Genomic DNA, 21,428 nt, shown 5'->3' with positions numbered 1-21,428 from the left:
TTTTTTATCGTTGTACCAGGCATCAGACCTGAGTCGCAAAGCCCAATTATAGACAAAGCGTACACAACCGAAAGTCTGAGCCAGTTGCTGCTCTTGCTCCGGTGTGGGGTAAAACCTGAATTTGTACGCTCGCTTAATCATTTTCACGCAATACCATATTGTTGCTGTGTGAAATTAATAATTTATTGCCAATCCTTCGGATTGGTCGCTACCACTCCCCGCACTAAAAGTACGGGGTATCCCGCGAGGAAAAGATGAAAATCCGCTTTTGTAAAAACAATAGCGGACGATTAAACGAACAAAATCAACTTGCTAGGAGCCTGACCGAGAATAGCGCCCGTAGGAGGATTGTGATAAATGGGTCTAAAAATTTCTGCTCCTGAGGAGAATAGCGGAGCTATTTGATGAAGAAGCAGGAATTTTTAGACCCATTTATCGCAACCGCAGCAGCGCGGTCTATTCTCGGACAGGCTCCTATACCACTTTTGCGACACCCTTAACAGCACGGGGCTTTACGCGCTTTCGATAACACCAAATGGCCCACTTTACTGCCGTAATGCGCATACCAAGCTGAACCTCAGAGCGGTAGAGATGATCAGCAAGACCCTACTATTGCGAAACATTGTGAACAGGCTACGCGTACACTTTGCTGACTCACTTATGGTAGTATTTACCGATGCCGAATGTGACTTTTTATCTACTCATTGCCCAGAGGCACAATAGCGAACAGTTTGCTTGTCGTCTTGTTGACAAAACCTGGCAACAAGGACTTGCTGTTCACCTTCATTTACGTGATGAGCATCACTGCCGAACAGTGGATCAACTCCTCTGGCAGTGGCGTGAAGACAGTTTTATCCCCCACGAAACTATTGATATAAGCAGCGAACCCTGTACATCCGTCACACTTGGCTGCCGCCCCCCACAGCTCAACCATGCGCAACTGGTGATTAATCTCACTGATGATACGCCAGACTACTTCCAGGGGTTTTCCAGAATCTGTGAAATTGTCAGCCAAACCCCGGAAGACATTGCTATCTCACGAGAGAAATTCAAACGCTATCGGCAATCAGGAATAGAGCCGACTGTTCACAAGCTCACCTGATACCGATAGCTTTTCTTTTCCAGCTACCCCAATGGTTACGGCAAACTGGACGTCAGAACAGTAGAAACGACCGGCAACGTCAGCCAGTGCGAGTCGTTTTAATACAGCCCTGGCGTTCATATTCTCCCCGTAAAGCCCCGTTAGTTAGACCACTTCAAAATACGTGGCCCCGGTACGGTAAGATAATTAATCAAAAGACCAGGGAGCTTTATTATTGCTTTTTCGCATATCGATGAAGTGAGCATCAAATAGCCCCTCCGCTTTATCAGGAAAATCACTGGCAGGCGCCTCTTTATCACTTTTTTGTATAAGCTTCAGTTTCGTGAAACGATCTTCCGAGGCTTTTACCAGCGTTTCGGAATTTCTCATGATCGTTGGGCGAATAAATAACATAAGGTTACGTTTATCTGAACCATAAGAGTCATACTTAAACAAGTTGCCCAGCAACGGAATATCACCCAGCAAAGGTACCTTGTTCCTCGTAACTGTCCGGGTATCCTCGATAAGCCCACCAATGACGACGGTTTGACCGTTATTAACAATGACAGCTGTTTTTAACGTCCGTGTATTCAGGATCAGGTCATCTTTCAATTTTGTAGAACTGCTATCAACTGAAGACACTTCCTGTTCAAGTTCCAGACGGAGGCTGTCACCTTCGCTTAAATGGGGGGTGATTTTTAATTTAATACCGACGTCCTTTCGCTCCGTGGTGGTAAAAGGGTTTTTGGGGTCACTTTGACTGGATGTTTGATAGGAACCTGTCTTTATGGGCACGTTTTTACCCACCAGAAATTCAGCTTCCTGATTATCCAGTGTTAGCAGACTGGGTGTTGACAGAATATTATTGTTGGACTTCGCGCTCAGCGCATGAACTAATACGCCAAAATTAGGCGCCCGCAAGGCAATAGTTCCCAGCGTTATAGAGCCATTGTCATAAAGGCTACCTGTCAACTTGCTGAGTTTGCCAGCACCGGTCTCTGCTCGTTTAGGGATAGTATCGGTGCCATCAATGCCCCACTGCACCCCAAGGGCATCATTAATATTCCCTCCCACTTCCACGATCGCGGCTTCGAGCAACACCTGGGACCTTGGCCTGTCGAGTTGTCGAACAATGTGCTCCATGGCCTGTAATGTATCCGGGTCAGCAATCATAACCAACGCATTTTGTGTTTCATCAGCTTTCACGAACACATTTTGTGCCAACTTGTTTTTGTTTTCACTGGCAATAGGTGCCATATTTCTTGACATGCCTCTGGAAGGGTACGGCATTTGTGGGGAGGAAGAAACACTCCCTCTTTTTGCCTGAGTATCTTGAATGGTGCTCGACGCTTCCATCAGAATATCAGCTATATTCTTGGAATCACCGTAGCTTAAAAACATCACTTTTGTGGTTGATTTACGTAAGCCTTCTTTATCCAGGGTAGTGACCAGGTTTCTTACGCGCAAACGCTTGCTGGCAGTGCCTTTTACAATCAGGCGGTTGCTGCGCTCATCGGCTATGGCCTGCAGACCAGTACTCGGTAGCTGACCTTTTCCGACAATCAATGTATCCTGAATGATTTTTGCGACATCGCCCACCCAGGCATGATTAAGCTGTATAACTTCGTAATCATTATTACTGGCATCATCAAGCTCTTTCAGCAGTTTGGTAATACGGTCAACATTGTCCGCCAAGTCGCTCACAATCACACAGTTGCTGGAAGCAGAAGCCGCGGCATGCCCGTACTGGGCAATTAATGGCCTGATAATGGGAATGACCTCAATGGCCGAGACACTATGAAGTTGAATCACCCGTGTGGTCATAATGGCATTGTTGGGTTTTTCAACTTCCTGACCCGCTGTTTTCGCTGTCGTGCTTGGCACAACATTCATAATGTCGCCTTTTGGAATAACGGTGTAGCCATTCGCTGTCAGCACCTCCAGAAAAACATCATACACCTGGTCACGGGTCAATGGGTGAGTAGAAATGACAGTAACTGAGTTACCCCCTTTTATTCTTGGATCAATAACGAAGGTTTCCTGGGTTATTTTGGCTATTTGAGCAATAAATTCACGGATATCTGAATTTTGCTGATTCAATGTCCAGCGTTGCTCCGTTTTTTTTGTAGACTTTTGAGTGTCTGCTACATGTTTGCCATGTGTGCCATGTGCGTCATGTTTGCCATGTGCGTCATGTGCGCTATGTGCGCCATGTGCGCCATGTGCGCCATGTGCGCTATGTGCGTCATGTGCGTCATGTGCGCTATGTGCGCCATGTGCGCCACGTGCGTCATGTGCGCTATGTGCGTCATGTTTGCCATGTGCGCCATGTGCGTCATGTGCGTCATGTGCGCCATGTGCGTCATGTGCGTCATGTGCGCCTGGTGAGGGTGGTTTCTCATGAACAGCGGCTTCTCTGGCCTGAAGGTTCGAACAAATGAATAAAACAAGGAAATATGCCAATAAACCTTTAAAAAATTGACATTTATAAGCTTTGATTATCATTAGCAAACCATTGTAAGTTGAAAATTGTAATTGTTTCGGAAGCATCACTGTTCGGCTTTCTGTAGTTGCTCTCTCAGTCTTAGCATGCGCCACTCCAAAGACTCGCTGTTTGAGGGCATAGTATAGTCATCATTAACCGAAGCGTGAGAAGGCGTTACAGGCTTAAGGCCCGAAGCGGCAGGACCAGGCTTAGGAAAAGCCAGTTTTTCAAGATGCCCGTCTCTATTGATGACCACATGAGTAGAGTGAACTTCTGATAAGGTAGCACCACCAGGCAACTTGTCACCCACCTGGTATACTTTTTCCATGTTATTGCTTTGAATGATCGCGCTGCCTTTGCCAGAAGCACCTCCTTTAACGCTCCCTAGGGCACCAAGCAACGCTAAATTCAACTGCGTTTTAGGAATATCTGAGGGTGATTTTTGTGTATCCTTTCTCTGACTGCTACCAAATAATAAATCAAAGTCGCTTAACTTTACCAATGACTTATTACTATTGGAAGCGCCTGCATTGTATATTTCTTTTTGTTTAATTAATTTATTTTTATAAACCGATTCGGCATATATGCCATAGGATTGCTGGAAGATAAGGGCAGTAAAAACCACGAGAAAAATAACGGTGATTATTTGTCGGTAATGTCTTAAGCCCCATTGGATAAAGGCATTAGCTACTGCAAGGTTCATATACGACTCTTGGTCTTCGGGTTCTGTGGGTTGTCGAGGGCTTATTATTTATTACAAATAAAGCATAAGAAGTTTATTTTTTAAAGACGATTGGTTGATTTTCACAGAAAAAAATCTACGGTTTGTATAATATATTTTATAGTCTGATAATTATGGATTATTTCTTTAAGCTATAGACAATACTGTGAACCGTCTTTATTGCGGGAAAGCCCAGCTGGCAATAGGGATAACCCTGTCTTTACTCTCTGGCAACTCATGGCTAAGTATAAGTTACCAGAAAGTAAAAACCATCAGGAGCAATAGAAGGGCTGTTTAAAACCCTGCAAAGTAGTAATGAAGATAACTTTTTATAACTTAAATCAATAATAAAGTTATGAGACATAATTTTTATCGTATAAACAGGAGATTACCTTGACCGGTCTCGCCAGTAGTCAAATGCAAGAAACTGAAACAACTACTTTGGCTGAAGCAGGTGAGGAAGGTTTAGCTCAAAAGCTGCCTTTCTCTTTTGCCAAGCGTCACGGTGTCATTGTCAGCCCGGGAACATCAGGGCTGGAGGTATCATTCCATCACTTGCCCTCAGCAGAAATACTGGCTGAAATAGAACGATTTGTCGGCGGGCCTTTAACGTACCAGCAAGTCAGTGGTGAGTCATTCAATGATCTGGTTTCCCAGTGTTATCACGGAGACAATTCAGATGTACTGCAAGATGCTGTTGGCCTCAGTGATGGTCTTGATCTTGATAGTATCGCCGATGCCGTGCCGGTCACGGAAGACCTGCTGGAACAAAGTGATGACGCGCCCGTTATCCGGTTGATTAATGCGCTGCTGACGGAGGGTGTAAAAGAAGGCGCGTCAGATATTCATATTGAAACCTTTGAGAACCATCTGGTCGTTCGTATTCGCGTTGATGGCATTCTCAGGGAGGTTCTCAAGTTACAACGTATGTTGGCTACTTTGCTGGTTTCGCGAATAAAAGTCATGGCAAGACTCGATATTGCTGAAAAGCGCATTCCGCAAGACGGAAGAATATCCCTTAAAGTCGCGGGCAAAGAGGTGGATGTCCGGGTATCAACCCTCCCCTCCAGTAATGGTGAGCGAGTGGTGTTGCGTCTGTTGGATAAAGCGTCTGGTCGGCTGGAGTTACAACACCTTGGGATGACGCCAGCCGATAAAACCGAAATTGAGCAATTACTGCGTAAACCCTATGGCATTATTCTGGTCACAGGCCCCACGGGCTCAGGTAAAACAACATCGCTTTATGCCTGCCTTAGCGCGCTGAATGACAAATGCCGGAATATTTTAACCGTAGAAGACCCTATTGAGTACAACCTTGAGGGAATTGGTCAGACACAGGTTAATACCAAGGTTGATATGACCTTTGCCAGGGGGCTGAGGGCTATTCTTCGGCAAGACCCGGATGTAGTCATGGTGGGCGAAATAAGGGACAGGGAAACGGCTGAAATTGCGGTTCAGGCCAGTTTAACAGGGCATTTGGTGCTTTCTACCTTGCACACAAATACTGCCGTGGGAGCATTAGTGCGGTTGGAGGATATGGGGGTCGAGCCTTTTCTGCTGGCCTCCAGTTTGCTGGGGGTTGTTGCTCAGCGTTTGGTGCGTTTGCTTTGTGAGCATTGCAAAGAAACCTACACGCCCGACGAAGCGGAGTGCCTGCAGCTTGGTGTAAGCTACTCACAATCACCGGCAATTTACCATGCGAAAGGCTGTAAGCTCTGTAACTTCAGCGGATACCGTGGGCGTCTGGGAATTTATGAAGTGGTGCATGTGGACGAGAAAATCCGGCGAATGATTCACTCCGGTGAGGGAGAGCAGGCGATTACTCATTATGTAAGGGAGTATTCACGGGGTATTCGTGATGATGGTATGGAAAAAGTCCTTTCAGGTTTGACAACGCTGGAAGAAGTGCTGCGTGTGACACAAAATGACTAATGACAGCGAGGTAAGTCATGGCGGCATTTGAATATGTTGCCCTGGATCCTCAGGGCAAACAACATAAAGGTACGCTCGAAGCAGATAGCAGTCGCCTGATCAGGCAGCAATTGCGTGATAAGTTGTGGACCCCGCTATCCGTATCGCCGGTCAAAGAACAAAAGGCGGCATCTGTTAGCAGCTCGCTGTTCAAGCGAGGTATTTCAGCGGTTGAACTGGCAACCATTACCCGCCAGCTGGCGACATTAATTCAGGCGGCAATGCCTGTTGAAGAGGCCTTGCAGGGGGTTGCCGCGCAGCAGGAAAAGCGACGAATCAAAAATATGTTAATCGCCATCCGGTCAAGGGTTATGGAAGGTTATACATTAGCCCAGAGCCTGGAGGCTTTTCCTCAGGCATTTCCTTCAATGTTCCGGGCCACGGTGGCTGCGGGAGAGCATGCCGGATACCTTGATAACGTACTGAATCGTTTAGCTGATTACACCGAGTCCCGAATGCAGTCCGCCCAAAAAGTAAAACAGGCACTACTGTACCCAATAATTTTAATGGTAGCGGCGCTGGGTATAGTTTGCTTTTTACTGGGTTTTGTTGTGCCAGATGTTGTAAAAGTGTTTGCCGATACAGGGCAGGAATTACCACTTATTACTATCCTCCTTATAAAAACCAGTGAAGGTTTTCAACACTGGTGGCCAGTAATTTTCAGTCTTGTTCTTATGGGGGTAGCGGGGGTTAAGTACGCATTACGCCGCCCGGCTTTTCGCCTGCTCTGGCACGAATATATATTTAAACTTCCAGTGTTAGGACGCTTCAGCCGCACACTGAATACAGCACGCTTTGCCAGTACCCTGAGTATTTTAACACGCAGTGGTGTTTCTCTGGTTGAGGCGTTAATGATTGCAGGCCAGGTACTCAGTAATGAGGCAATAAGGGCGGCCGTGGTCAAAGTAGCCAAACGGGTCAGTGAGGGTGCCAGTCTAAACCGCTCGTTGACAGAAACCGGTTATTTTCCTCCCTTGATGTTGCACATGATTGCCAGTGGTGAGGCGACGGGTGAGTTGGATCAGATGTTGGAAAAAACAGCACAAAACCAGCAGCAAGAGCTTGATGGACGGATCGCTATAACATTAGGGCTTTTTGAGCCATTGATGCTGGTTGTTATGGGGGGCGTTGTGATGGTCATTGTGCTGGCTATACTGTTACCTATTTTGAACATGAATCAGTTATTGAACTAAGAAGCTGTCTTAACAGTCTACGTGTAGCAAGGATCTAGGAGCCTGACCGAGAATAGCGCCCGTAGCGAGGATTACGAGAAATTGAGGATAAAAATTTCTGCTTCTGAGGATAATAGTGGGTCTATTTGACGAAGAAGCAGGAATTTTTAGACCAATTTATCGCAACCGCAGTAGGGTAGTCTATTCTCGGACAGGCTCCTAGGGAAACGTAAGGCAAAAGTTGATGTTGCAGGCAATCACCTTATTTAACAACAACATCGGCTATACAGGCCCGTTTATCGCAGACTGCTTTAGCTACACGACTTTTAAGATGGCTTCTGAGCCTGAAACTGCTTTTAGGTATTGATGGTATATACGATACATTTACTGACAGCCGTTTTTTAATAAAAAGGGGTCATGGAGAAAAAATATGATGAGATTGCATAAACAGAAAGGCTTTACCTTGATTGAAATCATGGTGGTCGTTGTAATCCTGGGGATACTGGCGGCAATGGTTCTCCCCAAAATTTTGAGCCGTCCTGACCAGGCCAAGATTACAGTAGCACGATCAGATATAGAGACTATTTCTCAAGCTCTGGAACTGTATCGGCTGGATAATGGATTTTATCCCTCTACCGACCAGGGGTTGGAAGCATTGGCAAAAAAACCGAGTATGAGCCCGGAGCCAAGGAACTGGAATCCCGATGGCTACTTGAAAAAGACACCTGTTGATCCTTGGGGAAATCCCTACCTGTATGTCCAGCCAGGTAGTCACGGGAAATATGATGTTTATTCCCTTGGTCCACAAGGGCATCAAGGTGAGAAAGACTCGAAGGACACTATTGGTAACTGGGAGCCTAAATGAAATCAAAAGAGCAGGGCTTTACTCTGGTTGAGCTACTTGTCGTCCTGCTGATTATTGGCGTTCTGCTGGGCATTGCCTTCTTATCGCCCATAACGAACAGTGTGCATAAAACGACCAAAAAAGAGGCGGTAAGGTTGCAAGTACTGTTTTCTCAAATTCGAGATCAAGCACTGCTGGAAAATACCGAATTTGGTTTTTCCATCAGTGATACGGGGCAATATGAGTGGTGGGTGCTTCCGGTGGGCCTTGGGCCCAGGCACTGGAAACTGCTGGAAGAAAAACCCTACCAGCCCTATCAGCTGCCCCATGGTTACTCTCTGGATCTCACAACCGATGAAGAAGAACAGTCCACTAATACCGGGCAACCCGCGGATCATCCCTCCGTTGTCATCTTCTCTGATCGGGAAACCACGCCTTTTAGCCTTGCGCTGGTACCGGAAAAGGATGCCAAAGAAACCCTGCGCCTAAAAACAGACGGGTTAGCCAATGTTGAAATCTTTCACGAATGAGGAGGGGTTTACACTCATTGAGGTGATGGTTGCCCTTGCCATTTTTGCAGCGGCAGCATCAATGCTGATGCTATCAGACGGTAATAACATAAAGCATACCCGTTATATGCAGGAAAAGGTATTTGCCTCCCAGATAGCTGATCAGGAACTCAATGCACTTTATGCGCTTCAACTGTATCCAGATACTGGGACCCGAAGCGATATCAGGGGTTACGCGGGATATGACTGGTTTGTCAAAGAAACGGTTCGGAATGGGAAAATAGACGGGCTTCGGGTAATAACGGTTGATGTCTACCCGGGCAATGTCCGCCCGGGCAATAATGATGCGCCTCTCTACAGTTTGATTGGCTACCTGCGCAGGGTAAAAAAAAATGAAGCGCACTAAAGGATTCACCCTGATTGAGCTGATGGTTGCAATAGTGATTTTTGGATTGATCAGCGCTGCCGCATACAAATTGATGGATACAGTGACACGAGGAAAGCAGGTCACGGATGGTTTGCTCGACAATCTTGATGATATGCAACGTGCTAAACTGACTATTGAAAAAGACCTTTTTCAAGTGACCAGCCGTCCTATCAGAAATGAGTTTGGTGATAAAGAACCCGCATTGTTTGGGCCATCAAAGAATGGATTTATGCTGGAATTTACCCGATCCGGCTGGAAAAACCCACTGCTTTCTACCCGCAGTAATTTACAGCGTGTTGCTTATGCCTTTGAAGATAATGAGCTGATTCGTTATTACTGGCCTGTGTTAGACCGGGCGCCTGACCCACTTTTGGTTAGGCAAGTGGTATTGACTAACGTGTCGGGTGTGCGGATACGGTTCATGGATGACAAGCAACGCTGGTTAACTTCATGGCCCCCTCACAAAGAGGACAAAGCGGGCACGAAAGCCAAAGGTAGAGATAGAGATAGAGATAGAGATAGAGATAGATATGGGGACATAGATAGAAATAAATATAGAGACGACAGAGACAGAGATAGAAACAGAGATAGAGATAGAGATAGAGATAGAGACGGAGGCAGGTATAGAGATAGAGACAAAGACAGGTATAGAGATAGAGATAGAGACAGAGACAGAGACAGAGATAAATATGGAGACAGAGATAGTGAGAAAGCGGACCAAAGTGCCGACGATGAAAAGCGTGATAACAGTTTGCCCACAGCCATCGAGTTGACATTTCAACATGCCATTTATGGTCAGATAACAACGACGTTACCATTGGCAACCTATAAAGCTGAGGAGAATCCTGACATGAGCAAAGAGGAGGATGATCAGCAAAACCCGGATGATTGGGAAGACGAAGAGTGGGAGGACGAACAGTGGTGAACAAGAAGGCTTGTTCGCGATATCCTCAGCAGAAGGGGATTGCGCTACTATACGTTCTCATTATTTTTTCAATTATTGCCGTCATGGCCAGTCAAATTGTCACTAACTTAATGCTGCATACGGAAAAAAATGCCCGGCTGCTAGAAAGAACCCAAGCAAAACATTATGCATTAGGGGCTGAGCAATACGTGGCTTTATTGCTGGAAGCTGACTTCCAAAGTGATAAAAAGAAAAAAAGACAGGTAGACCATGAAAAAGAGGCGTGGAATGTCAAGACCGTTCCTTACGCAGTGGACCAGGGTAAAATTGATATTACTGTCATTGATGAACAAGGCCGGTTTAACCTTAACGGACTCAGGGCAGACGGTGATAATGGTCTAATAAACCTGAATATGTTTAAAAATCTGTTAACCGTTTTATCGATTGATACAAAACTGGCGAATAATCTTCAAACTTGGCTGGGGGCTACGCCTGACTCTTCAAAAGGCGCTGCTGCTGATAATATCTATCTGGTACTGGATCCCCCCCGCCGCGCGGGAAATAATAATATGGCTTCTATTTCTGAGCTGAGGTTAGTACAGGGAATGGATGAGGAGAGTTTTGAAAAGCTGGCACCATGCGTAACTGTTTTGCCCCAGCCATCGAGAATTAATATCAATACGGCACTACCGGAGATTATTATGTCTATTTCAAACAAGCTGACAGCCAGTGATGCCGCTAATATTATTGCGGCACGTGGAAAAGAAGGGTTTGCAAAACTTGGAGACTTAAGCAATATTATTGACTTGAAAAATAAAATGAATGAACTGCGAGTTGCTCCGCTAAGTTTTTCAAGCCATTATTTTACTGTTTATGTGACAGCGCTCTATCGTGATACCGTATTTTATTTAAAAACACGTTTATACAGAAACAATGAAGGCAAAGTGCAAGTAATAGCACGAGAAATAGGGCCTAATCGTTACTGGGCAGCCTTTAAAAAAGAATCCTGAGGATTTCTAATGAAAAAATGCTTATTGGTTCGGATACCACTCTCTGTTGCCGAGATTAACAGAGATACGCTGCTTCAGTGGGGCATTTTTATTAATAGCGGACAACCCGTGGGAGAAATGCATGTTTCACCTGTTCATCAACTGTATTCTTTATGGAATGAACAGTATAATTCCAAAGTAATATCAGCAGACGATACAGCTTTTCCTGATCACGTTGTCCTCCTTTTACCCGCGAGATGGACACTCAATCGTGATTTAACGGTCAATAGTGGTCAGAAAAAGCACATCCGCTCCGCATTGCCTTTTCTTATTGAAGAAGAAGTGGCCAGTGATATTGAATCACTGCATATCTGTCACGTGCTTCCACAGAAAGACAATGAAGTTTCAATAACAGCCATTGCTCACGAGAAGATTAAAAAGCTACTTGCATTATTTGAAGAAGAGCATATTTCCCCGGATGACTTTTATTCTGAGAGCCGGGTTATTGAAACAGTGCCACAAACGGCTGTTATCATGCTGGATGAACAGGATGTAACAGTCGCTATGCCTGGTCATGCCCCGATACCACTTGCTTACGATGCGGTGCCTTTTGTGCTGACTCAGCGATCAGAGCAATTGAATACTGAAGACACCCCCCTGATGGTAGATGAGGACAACGAGGATCAGCGTATTGCCTCGGTCAAGCTGCTTGTCCCTGAAGGGTTGTCTGAAAAGGCAGAAATGCAGCGCGAGACCCTTGTTCAGTGGTTAACGGATAAAGGCTGGTTGTTTAAAGAAGAACATTATGGCGGGAATGCATTTGATTTTTATGCTGACCACTTTTTTAAAGTCAAAAAAACACCTTCAACCCCATTGATTAATCTCAGGCAAGGGGAATATCAATGCCCAAGAAGAGCGAGTCGTCGAATAAAGCAGTGGCTACCATTGATTATCATCTTTTTTGCAGGGGTCGTCATAAATTTGGGGTTATTCGTTGGCAAAGGTCTTTATTTTAGTGGAGAAGCCAGTAGTTTATGGCACGCTAATGCTGACTATTATCTTAAACTATATCCCAATGACAAGCAGGTGAAAGATGCTAAATCAAGGGATAGAATTTCCTTTGATATTCAAAGGTGGCTGGAACAGAGATTAAAAAATAGTGGAAAACAGCTATCAAGCGCTGATCATGCCTTTTTGCCTTTGTTGAAAACCTTCTCCAGCGTGGCTTTAGCCCAAGGCGCAAAGACGGTAGAACCGAAAAGAATGGACTTTACCACGGATACAGGTCGTCTGTTGGTGGAATTTCAAGCGCCAAATCTGGATGTAGTAAACAAAATGCTGGCAGCGTTAAAAGAGCAAGGGTTACAGACGCAGCTTGATACAGCAAACCAGGAGAAAGTGGGTGTGACTGCTCGAGTCACTGTTACCAGGTGATCATGATGATGAAAATTCTAACGCGTATTACACAACACTCAGCTTTTCAAACAGCCAAAGCTCATTATGATCACCTGCCTTCCAGAGATCAGAATCTATTGATTGTACTGGGCATTTTTCTACTGGTAACCGGCTTTTATTTGATGATTTGGGAACCGCTGACGCAATGGTCTGATCACCAAATGACAGATTATCGCAAGCAGGTGGAGACAATGGAATGGCTTCAGAAGAATAGTGATAAAATCCAGTCAGCGGGAAAAAAAACAACCATAAGTAGTAGCAAGGATATCTCAACGCTGATAACCAATACGGCACGACAAATGGGTGTAACCGTCTATCGTATACAGCCTGACAGGAAAGGGGTGGGTGTCTGGCTTGATGATGCGGCCTATCAAAAAGTACTGGGATGGATTTTAGCGCTGGAAAACAAATACCACATTATCGTGCGGCAGATAAAAATAGACCGTTTGAAGGAAGAAGGCCGGATAAAAGGTTATCTTCACTTTAAAAGTTAGGCTACTTTTCTTTCAGTATTGTAATACCAGTCATCTTTTCTAAGAAGCAGCCTTAAAAGGCTGCCCGTAGCGAGGACTGCGAGAAATGGAAGATAAAAAGTCGCTTTTGTGAGGAGAATAGCGGGACTATTTGACGAACAAAAGCGATTTTTTAGACCCATTTATCGTAGCCGCAGTGGGAGCATGACTTTTAAGACTGCTTCTGACTATAGGTTGACATCCTCGCCTGGTCCCGGAGGATTGGCTACATTCTCATGATTTTGCCGAAATTCCTGCTTCTTCAAGGACTCTACCGAACCCTCTCCACAGGCTAAAACGCTGTGTCCCAACGCTACTATTTTTTGCGGCCTGAGTGTCAACATGCTCAGAATAATCACAAGCTGTATTATTCGGCAACTTTTTGTTTGGGTATTTTGTGTTGTGATAACTTCATTCAAACTTTCTTATCCCAATCGAACTTAATAAATACCGTCGGAAGACTTCTCAATAGCACTGACAATCCCACTGGCGGTCTTCTGTCGTTGGGAGTTCGCGTCAATCCTTCGAGCCATCGACTCCATTGCGTTCAACTCCAGAAAAACAGGCGGGTCAACATAACCTGCGCCCTGAGTAGGGAAGTAGGGCTGAGTAATAGCTACCGCAAGCTTTTGCTGAAGATCGCGAGGAATATCCCTTACACGGATGGCAGTATTTCTGTCACGCAACTGCTCTTCAAGTGCTTTCAACAAGGTTGGCGCATGATCATCCAGACTGCTGGTTCTTAGTTTTGACGAAACCAAAGAGCGGATTATTTGATTATTCAAGATCACCTGGGCATTTGCCTGAAGCAGGTTGTTTTTTTCCACTTGCTCAATCTGCTGAAGTGATTTCTTTTGCATTTCACAGTCATTAATCAGGGTCTTTTTCAGTCGCTTTATAGCGCCTTCTTCGGGAGGCGTGCCCAGGGATTTTCGTGCAAGCGCTTGCCCTACTGAAGTAATCAGCTGGGTATGCCCTGAAGGGTCTGAGCAGGCTATACCAGAAACCTTGATGCCTTCATGCTCAGCTTCCATGACAGAAAATCCGGATTCGGGTCGCGCACGCTTAAGGACAAAATCCATCACTTTTTCAAAAACACTATCGCCATAGGTTGCGAAATGCAGTGATGTTTCATCATCCAGCCCCTGATCAAACAAATCACGGCAGGTCGTCATCGCAACCTTACCCGCAATACCTTCCACCCCTTTAACCTTCATATAGCGTTTGCAGTCACTGACTACGCACCCAGCCGACCGCAGACATTCAGAAGCAGTCAGTATTTGCCAAATGTCAGCAAGAGATACCGGTTGCTTTTGCTGCCTGTAGCTTTGACTCAATCGAACATACACGTCGAACATTTCTTCAACGGGAACTTCCATCAGCTTGTTATGCTCTTTCTGACGAGTCGCCCGTTCTCTGGCTTCCTTTTCAACGTCCTGTTGACTCATTGTCCCCTCTGCCAACTTCTGAAATTCCTCAGTGGTCACAGGAAGCATGGAGAACTGCTGGGTCCCCACAACCAGGTTGGCATTGGCTAACCGACTCAATAGCCGCTCGTAAACAAACTGCTCAGCAGAGTCAGCAAAGCAAAGGTTAAGCACATGGATATCCTTGTGCTTCTGCCCAATACGGTCAATACGACCAATCCGCTGCTCCACTTTCATAGGGTTCCAGGGCAGATCAAAATTAACCAGCAAATCTGCGGTTTGCAGGTTCAAACCTTCCGCTGCCGCATCAGTACACAATAAAACATCAATATGCCCCTGAACAAAGCGGTGCTTGATATTATCCCGCTCGACACTAACCATCGCATTCTTTTTGGGGTCGTAATAAGTGCCCCCAGCACCGGAGTAGGTACCGATCAGTAAACCAGGGAACCTGGCTCTCAACCGATTCTGAATATCATGAAGCGTATCCAGGAAGCGGGTGAAAATAACCGTTTGCTTTATTCTTTTTCCTTCCTGACGCTTTTTCAGGAATTTCATCAATTCGATAATTTTATTGGAATCATCATTGATAGTGTCCAGCTCTGCCAGAAGCGACATCAGCTGACCACGCTCCCATTTAAGGTCATCGGGAGCGCGGTTATTCAACATCACCTCGACCGCATCCTGGTCGTCATCGCCGCCGTCGAGCAAAAGCGCCTGAAGCTCTTCATTATTCTCTGGTGTATTTTCCAACCGGAGCTGATGGATCAGAGTACCTTCCACTTTAGTTTTACGTCTTTCAAGGGTCAGTTTCAGGGCACTGAGGCTGGAGGCAAAACGTAAACGCAAAAAGCTCAGATAAAAACCCAGTGCCGTTTGACCCGGTGCATTCAAACCCTTAGCGTTTAGCTGTTCTTTCAAACCCGAGCAGTATTCACCCAACAAACCATCAACCCTGGCCTCCTGATCAGTGAAGATGATTTTCGGTGGCGTTAGCACATGCCGGTCTGCCAGATTGACCTTAAGCTTGCTTTCTTTGCGATAAATTTTCAGCAGGTCTCTGGTATGACGCTGCATAACCCGAGAGAGAGGAGCCGCAGCAAACAACAGCCTGGCAAGGGCAGGCTTATCATATGGCGGGGGTTCGATCCCATTCTTCAGCCATTGCTCAAGGGATAACCTGGACATATCATCAATCACAACCTCTTTGAGGTACGTCCAGAGCTTGGGGTCAAGCTGCTCGATACTGGTCACGATTTTTATGAGGAAATCCCACTCTTCCGGGCTAATGGCACCATTAGTGGATACCGCACTCACCAGCCGGTAGTACATCAGCATTAACGAAGGGTCATATTGAAATGCGCCCACGCGATTACTCAGACGAATCAAGTCGCTGACTTCCACCGGGTCAAGCTGCATCGGTGTCGCCGTTGCCATGAGCAATGAGCGGCAGTTGACTTTTAAATGATCGCTAATGGTTTGATAAAGCTGATTATAACGGGGGAAACCTCTGGTACCTTGGGTAGAATTCTGGCGGCGGGCATAATGAGCCTCATCCACCAGGGCAATATCAAAATCATCGGCCTGGTCAATCAGCTTTCTACGCTCCCTACGGGCCATCAACCCGGTAGAGATAATCGTCAGGTCTGGTTCGTACAAGCTGCCAATGGACTGCTTTGCCTCAACGGGAAAAAGAGACTCTTTGTAGGCAGAAGGGGAAGCCCCCACCCGATCAAAAGGAAGAAAAAACTTACTGGCCATTTCCCGCTGCCACTGGCGGGTCAAACTGGCCGGTGCCGCAATAAGAATACGTTTGGCTCGTTGACTCAGCAACAGCGATCGGAAAGCCAGACCCGCCTCAATGGTTTTACCCAGGCCCACCTCATCACACATCAGATGCGTGGCGGGATAGCTTTCAATTAACCGGCGAGCCACCATTTCCTGGTGTGGCCAGGGTTCAACCGGTGCCGTGTACATGCCAACAAACTCGCCACCGGGCATAAGGGGAGCTTGCCTGATGGCCCAGAACCGCAAAGCTTCTTCAGGAGAAACCGATAGAGTGGTTTCTTCTGCTTCGCGCTCAACCGCTTCGACAGGTGGACAGTCTATCTCGACGGGGACGGTAATACTTTCAGAGAAAGTCAGCAGCTTTTCCCGCACGGCTGAGGGCAAATCCTTCACCACAAAAGCACTGTGCTGGTTATCCCAGAGCGTTTCAAAACTCAGTTGCGCGCCGGCAATTTTTTCTCGCTCTTTTGATCCTTGCCAGGAACAATCCACATTCACGTTCTCGGCATTACGCTGCAGCGCTGTTTCTGACTCATTCCAGGAACCACTGGCATACAACACCTCGTCATCTTCATCATAACCCAGCGCCCATTTTTCATGGACATAGCCATCATTACCCGAATCCAGCGTCAGAGCTTCTCCGGTATCAGCGTGTTTCCGCAGTGCCACCCGGATCTCCAAATAACCATGACGCACCATCCAGGACAACAGCTCTACACCCCGTGTTCCTTCTTCAGGCCATTGGTCGGATTCCATCAATTCCTGATTCAGATGGCTTTCCAGCACAGACACCTGACCATCAATAACGGCCTGTACATCCTTAGGTGCCATATCCGCACCGGTAATCAACCGCATTTTTCCGCTACGGTTAACAAATGCCGTCATCCCGCGGCTGGCCAGTGCCAGGGATGACGACCGAAAATAACCCGCTACCCGATCATAACGAACCACCCGCTGTAAAAAAGGGATATAAAACTCCCTGAGAATATCCACTGGCGGCACACCCGGTGAACGAACATCGGAGGTTTTATAGCTGAATTTCCAAGGAAAATCCTTTAATGGCATAAGCGCGCTCAACGTTTCAGTTTTTCTTGCAGATACTGGTTGATCTTTTCAGGCACCGCTAACAGTACCGGCGTTAGCCGTAACACTTCAGCGTGAATGTTAGACAGTGCTTCATCCTCGTATTCATGGGCGATAGCATTACGCAGCTCACGGATCACCACAAAGTCCCGGGCTGAATCAATCAGCTCTTTTTTTTCTGCCCTGTTGATGCGATCTCGAACCGTGCCGGGGGATTCCAGATCCAGATCATCCACCCGTCGGAAAATTTTTTGGATCAGGATATCGCTCATACGGGCAAAACGGGCGGTCAGGGTTTCAAACTTTTCCTCATCTTCCGCGCTGAGCTGTTGGCTATCGAGAGGTTGGCAGCGCTGTAGAGACCAACTTAAGCCAGCGGCGGCCTTGTGCATCTGTCGCAACTGTTTTTCCAGCAACCTGAGTTTTTCTTCTGTCATGGATGTCTCTATGATGAGGCCAGTGTATTTACAGTTTAATGGCTGTAGGAAGAACGGTTCTGGCAAAATCACCAGAACCGTCCCTGTCCAGTACAATATCGATTTTCTGATCGCCCAGTTCGCCGTGCAGGTCAGCCAGAATATTGAGTTTATCGGCAAAACCGAGTGTTTGTGAGATCACCAGCAGATCAATATCGCCGCCTTTTTTTTCGGCATCGGCGCGGGAGCCAAACAGTAGAATCTGTGCCTGTTCATCGTAGCATTGAATAACCTGTTTGATGGTCTGCCGTTCCTGCTCAGTCAGTCGCATAGCATGATCCAGATAATGAATGGGAAAAAGCATTTCGCCTTCCCAATGAAAACGAAATGATTTTCTTTACCTTCAGGCCGTTTGTTTCAAACCAAACAGCAGAGCCTTGGCTTCTGTACGCGCCTTGGGTGTTTCGGCTTCTTCGCTCCAGACTTCCAGCAGGTCGAGGATAATCGTGTCATTCCCTTCTCGTTGTTCATCCAGATAAGCCCGTGCCACCGGCACATCACCCTCACGGTATCTTAACAATACCCCATGCAGTACATCCCAGTCCGATTGGGGGTTTGCCAGACGGCGAGCACTGCGTTCATCGGGTTTGCTCAGGCGCAATTTCGAGCCTTTTTTCACCAGTGGCGCGGCATAGCCTTTGTCTTCGGCTACCTGACCGGCAACGGCTTTTCGGCCGCCCAGGTCGGTATTGATACCCACCATGGGGCCTTCAATGCCATAACCGCCGGTACGGGTTTCCAGGCTGATATTCAGGGAGCGGGACAGGTTCAGCACTTCTGAGAAGGCCACATCGTTATGCCCCCAGATACCGTAGATGGTGAGCGCCATCGCCGTTTCCGTATCCAGATCATCCACGGCAATCCGGCCATCGGTAATCTCGGTAATCTGGTGCGCTGCCACCACCCGGCTGGCTTCGTTCATGGCACGAATAGGGGAAACGGCTTCATCGCCATCCATTACCGGCCAGTGTTCACTCAATACCTGTAAGGCACGACCATAACAGGCAATCATCTGGTCAACAGCATTGAGGCGTAGCGGTTTGAATTCTTCCAGACCGTTCTCCACTGCCGCGCGAATCTGCTGCTGAACACCGCTGCCGCCCAGACCAGACCAGAAGGCGGTTTCCTGATGTTCTGTCTGGCGTTTTCGGCAGGTGATGAAGATGGTGCTGGCGGCTGAAGCCATGTTCATCTGATGGGTTGAGTGGCCGCTTTCAGATTCAACCGGGAAGCAGGAAGTAATTTCCCACCCTGCCAAGATCAGAGACCTTGTCAATGTTTCCCAAGCGTCCTGCGCTTTGTGGGTGAACATTAGAGTCATAACGCCATCGTCTTTTACCACACGGCGAGACTCAGAAAAAATTTCCCCCATCAGTTTTTCGTATTCAGCCTTTGCGTCCTTTGCCGAGCCGTCTCTGGTTGGGTTGGCAACCGCTTCTTCACGTTTATTAGTTAGGCGTGGCCAGTTGATTTCTGGGTATAAGTCTTTAAGTGTTCTCTTCTGCCAGACATAGTAGAAATCGGAAAGTTCAGAATATTGGACATTATCGTAGTAAGGGGGGTCCATACAGACGAGATCGACTGAGTTATCCGAGACACCGCTCAAATAAACACCACTGCCATTGATGATTTGCAATTTTTGGTTCTCAAGGTTCACTGTATTTTCTGAGAGCTTGGCAATCCCTTGGTAAGCATCAAGTACCTGTGACAGTCCCCAAGCCATACCAGAATTCGGTCCAGACAGGACAATTTCCCCATAAGTCCATTTCAAGGAAAAATCATGCCGACCAAAAGTACCCACGATAACCCCACGGCCAAAATGCCAGCGGGTTTGTTTGCTGTTGTAATCAACGGTTTTATCAATAGCAAACTGCAAATATGTCACCACCGCCCGCCCACGGGCTTCACCCAGCTCAGCCAGAATCTTTGGTTTCAATAAATGCAGGGCTTCCATGGCATGTAGGTGTCCCAGTAATTGCCGGCCATTGAACAGCTTATACCATCGCTCCATACCATAAATCGCCGGGCGCATGTCGTTACCTGCCGGGAATTTTTCCGTTGGGATCAGTCCCAACGCATCAAAGTGATCCCACTTCGCCTTCAGCAGCGTGGCGGCATGATCAATGGCCTGTTGATCGGTGGTGTTGGGTGCACGGAAGAAGCGCACTTTCTCCGTTTTAATTTCACCCTTGCGTTCGCCGGATTTAAAATATTCCGGGTTGCCCTGTTTATTGCGCTTCGGCTGATGACGGACAGCGACCACGGCATAGAGTTGATCCCGCCATTGTCCATGTACGGATTCCCCCCGGGCCTGGGCTTTAATCTCATCGCCCTCGATAGCTTGCTTACAGTGAACACACTGACCAATGCCCCGCTTCACCGTCCCCAGCTCCGGGTCTTCCCCCTGGGGGCCTTTATTCCCTTTAGCTTGATACACTTCAAAACGGTAGCTGGACTGAGCGCCGGTTCCACTGGTAACGACTTTTACGCCCCAAGGGTCTTTCGCTTCTTTGGACAGCCAACAGGTATTCAGTAATGGAGTTTTGGCAGAGCAGCTTGGGCAAGTGACCTGGCGAGTGTAGAGAAAAGTTGTCACTTTCTCTCTGTCAAAATCTTCAATTAGACTTTCGTGATCCCTGAGGTGGTTGATCAGCCGCTGTTTCTCAAATACAGGCAACGCATTACCGGTGCCATACTGACACGACATTGCTTCATCAACTGCTTTTTCCAAAAGACTCCCCCAGTACTCGATTTGCTCATGTAAAGCTTCACCAAATCGCGCAGGAAAATCTAAAGTAGCATGGAGGATAGTGGAAGCAACCGGGTTTAATTCATTAGCAATAACATTATGGCCTAGCCTTAACGCTTCAAAAGGTATCGAGCCTCCCCCAGAAGTTGGGTCAAGGACAGTCAGCCCAGTTGGTTTGGCTATATAGTCATTCTGATACGCACGATCATAGCCATACAGGTTAGGTACACGAACACCAGCAGGTTTTGCTATTTGCATTAACTGGTTAAACCATGCTGGATTACCCATATGGCGCTCAATAGCCAACCGTTCACCTATTACCAGAGAATCTCTAGGAAACTCTTTTGAAAGATGTTCCCAGTATTGAATCGTATTATTTTTTTGAGCATGTTCATCAAGTTTGTCTTTTAGCCTTTCAATGACTTCTCGATCACCTTTACGACGTGCGATTTCTTTTGAAAAGCGCGTTTGAACTTTGCTGTCAACAACAATATGCTCCCCGTTAGCATCTTGCTCGATAAAGCTGGGCATATCACCAGTGAGTATCCAAAGCTCATCATCGACTACGGCGCATTTTTGTTCAATCCCAAGCATCTTAACAAACTCGCTGGTATCCGACCCTTCCGGCAGCAAAGAGCCAGCAATGGCTGCTCGGCTGGGCGTTAACGGGCGGCGTGCCCACCAAACATGTAGCCTATGGGTTGGAGGAGCTAGACCAGAATCTCGCTCACGTCTTGTTTCCCCCCCCACCTGATGACAAGGAAACCCTGCCTCAATCAATCGTCGATCAGACATTCAATACCATCTCTTTCCATTGAAAATGTTGCTCCCAACC

Annotated in this window: 18 protein-coding genes; 11 read left to right on the top strand and 7 right to left on the bottom strand. The window is 46.9% G+C overall.

The features are described from left to right. Positions 1 to 141: helix-turn-helix domain-containing protein (locus V4C51_RS07195; RefSeq protein WP_330925468.1), on the bottom strand; the 141-nt coding region annotated here is incomplete at its 3' end. A 535-nt stretch (positions 142 to 676) separates the two neighbouring features. Between V4C51_RS07195 and V4C51_RS07190 the strand changes: the two genes are divergently transcribed. Next, positions 677 to 1,102, top strand: a complete 426-nt coding sequence (locus tag V4C51_RS07190; RefSeq protein WP_330925466.1) for a DNA polymerase III subunit chi — start codon at positions 677 to 679, stop codon at positions 1,100 to 1,102. Between the two features lie 186 nt (positions 1,103 to 1,288). Here V4C51_RS07190 and gspD read toward each other — a convergent pair whose 3' ends face one another. Beyond that, positions 1,289 to 3,181, bottom strand: a complete 1,893-nt coding sequence (gspD, locus tag V4C51_RS07185) for a type II secretion system secretin GspD (protein WP_330925465.1) — start codon at positions 3,179 to 3,181, stop codon at positions 1,289 to 1,291. Positions 3,182 to 3,249: 68 nt separating this feature from the next. On the opposite strand from gspD, the gene V4C51_RS07180 reads away from it, so the two are divergent. After that, positions 3,250 to 3,522, top strand: a complete 273-nt coding sequence (locus V4C51_RS07180) for a hypothetical protein (protein ID WP_330925464.1) — start codon at positions 3,250 to 3,252, stop codon at positions 3,520 to 3,522. Positions 3,523 to 3,630: 108 nt separating this feature from the next. Here V4C51_RS07180 and V4C51_RS07175 read toward each other — a convergent pair whose 3' ends face one another. After that, a complete protein-coding gene (locus tag V4C51_RS07175; RefSeq protein WP_330925463.1) occupies positions 3,631 to 4,269 on the bottom strand; it encodes a type II secretion system protein N in 639 nt (212 codons plus the stop codon). A gap of 435 nt (positions 4,270 to 4,704) precedes the next feature. Here V4C51_RS07175 and gspE point away from each other — a divergent pair, with 435 nt between their 5' ends. From gspE to V4C51_RS07130, 9 genes are all read left to right on the top strand, one after another. Continuing rightward, entirely contained in the window at positions 4,705 to 6,219 is a 1,515-nt protein-coding gene (gene gspE, locus V4C51_RS07170; RefSeq protein ID WP_330925467.1) for a type II secretion system ATPase GspE, read from the top strand. A gap of 17 nt (positions 6,220 to 6,236) precedes the next feature. Beyond that, on the top strand, positions 6,237 to 7,451 hold the full coding sequence (gene gspF / locus V4C51_RS07165) for a type II secretion system inner membrane protein GspF (protein WP_330925462.1): 1,215 nt from the start codon (positions 6,237 to 6,239) through the stop codon (positions 7,449 to 7,451). A gap of 409 nt (positions 7,452 to 7,860) precedes the next feature. After that, entirely contained in the window at positions 7,861 to 8,295 is a 435-nt protein-coding gene (gene gspG / locus V4C51_RS07160) for a type II secretion system major pseudopilin GspG (protein ID WP_330925461.1), read from the top strand. Then, on the top strand, positions 8,292 to 8,804 hold the full coding sequence (gene gspH / locus V4C51_RS07155) for a type II secretion system minor pseudopilin GspH (RefSeq protein ID WP_330925460.1): 513 nt from the start codon (positions 8,292 to 8,294) through the stop codon (positions 8,802 to 8,804). Before gspG ends, gspH begins: the two co-directional genes overlap by 4 nt. After that, positions 8,782 to 9,189 carry a type II secretion system minor pseudopilin GspI gene (gene gspI / locus V4C51_RS07150; RefSeq protein WP_330925459.1) on the top strand — a complete coding sequence of 136 codons (408 nt, stop codon included), beginning with the start codon at positions 8,782 to 8,784 and terminating at the stop codon, positions 9,187 to 9,189. Before gspH ends, gspI begins: the two co-directional genes overlap by 23 nt. Then, positions 9,176 to 10,135, top strand: coding sequence for a type II secretion system minor pseudopilin GspJ (gspJ, locus tag V4C51_RS07145; RefSeq protein WP_330925458.1), 960 nt, complete (start codon positions 9,176 to 9,178; stop codon positions 10,133 to 10,135). Before gspI ends, gspJ begins: the two co-directional genes overlap by 14 nt. Further along, on the top strand, positions 10,132 to 11,124 hold the full coding sequence (gspK, locus tag V4C51_RS07140; protein ID WP_330925457.1) for a type II secretion system minor pseudopilin GspK: 993 nt from the start codon (positions 10,132 to 10,134) through the stop codon (positions 11,122 to 11,124). Before gspJ ends, gspK begins: the two co-directional genes overlap by 4 nt. A gap of 9 nt (positions 11,125 to 11,133) precedes the next feature. After that, entirely contained in the window at positions 11,134 to 12,537 is a 1,404-nt protein-coding gene (gene gspL, locus V4C51_RS07135; RefSeq protein WP_330925456.1) for a type II secretion system protein GspL, read from the top strand. A 2-nt stretch (positions 12,538 to 12,539) separates the two neighbouring features. After that, on the top strand, positions 12,540 to 13,052 hold the full coding sequence (locus tag V4C51_RS07130) for a type II secretion system protein M (protein WP_330925455.1): 513 nt from the start codon (positions 12,540 to 12,542) through the stop codon (positions 13,050 to 13,052). 458 nt (positions 13,053 to 13,510) lie between these two features. On the opposite strand, the gene V4C51_RS07125 is transcribed toward V4C51_RS07130, so the two are convergent. Genes V4C51_RS07125 through V4C51_RS07110 form a run of 4 tightly spaced genes read right to left on the bottom strand, consistent with a single transcriptional unit; the run spans position 13,511 to position 21,388 of the window. Beyond that, positions 13,511 to 17,350, bottom strand: a complete 3,840-nt coding sequence (locus V4C51_RS07125) for a helicase-related protein (RefSeq protein WP_330925454.1) — start codon at positions 17,348 to 17,350, stop codon at positions 13,511 to 13,513. An 8-nt stretch (positions 17,351 to 17,358) separates the two neighbouring features. Beyond that, positions 17,359 to 17,805 carry a hypothetical protein gene (locus V4C51_RS07120; RefSeq protein WP_330925453.1) on the bottom strand — a complete coding sequence of 149 codons (447 nt, stop codon included), beginning with the start codon at positions 17,803 to 17,805 and terminating at the stop codon, positions 17,359 to 17,361. A 28-nt stretch (positions 17,806 to 17,833) separates the two neighbouring features. Then, complete coding sequence (locus V4C51_RS07115; RefSeq protein WP_330925452.1) at positions 17,834 to 18,148, bottom strand: nucleotidyltransferase domain-containing protein; 315 nt, start codon at positions 18,146 to 18,148, stop codon at positions 17,834 to 17,836. A 39-nt stretch (positions 18,149 to 18,187) separates the two neighbouring features. After that, the gene (locus tag V4C51_RS07110; protein WP_330925451.1) at positions 18,188 to 21,388 is read right to left on the bottom strand and encodes a DUF1156 domain-containing protein; all 3,201 of its coding nucleotides are present in this window, start codon (positions 21,386 to 21,388) and stop codon (positions 18,188 to 18,190) included. Positions 21,389 to 21,428: the final 40 nt, after the last annotated feature.

It is taken from the genome of Candidatus Sororendozoicomonas aggregata, assembly GCF_031528575.1.
Lineage (GTDB): Bacteria > Pseudomonadota > Gammaproteobacteria > Pseudomonadales > Endozoicomonadaceae > Endonucleibacter > Endonucleibacter aggregata.
Note: the sequence above shows the minus strand (reverse complement) of the source record. Positions and strands in the feature narration are given on the sequence as shown.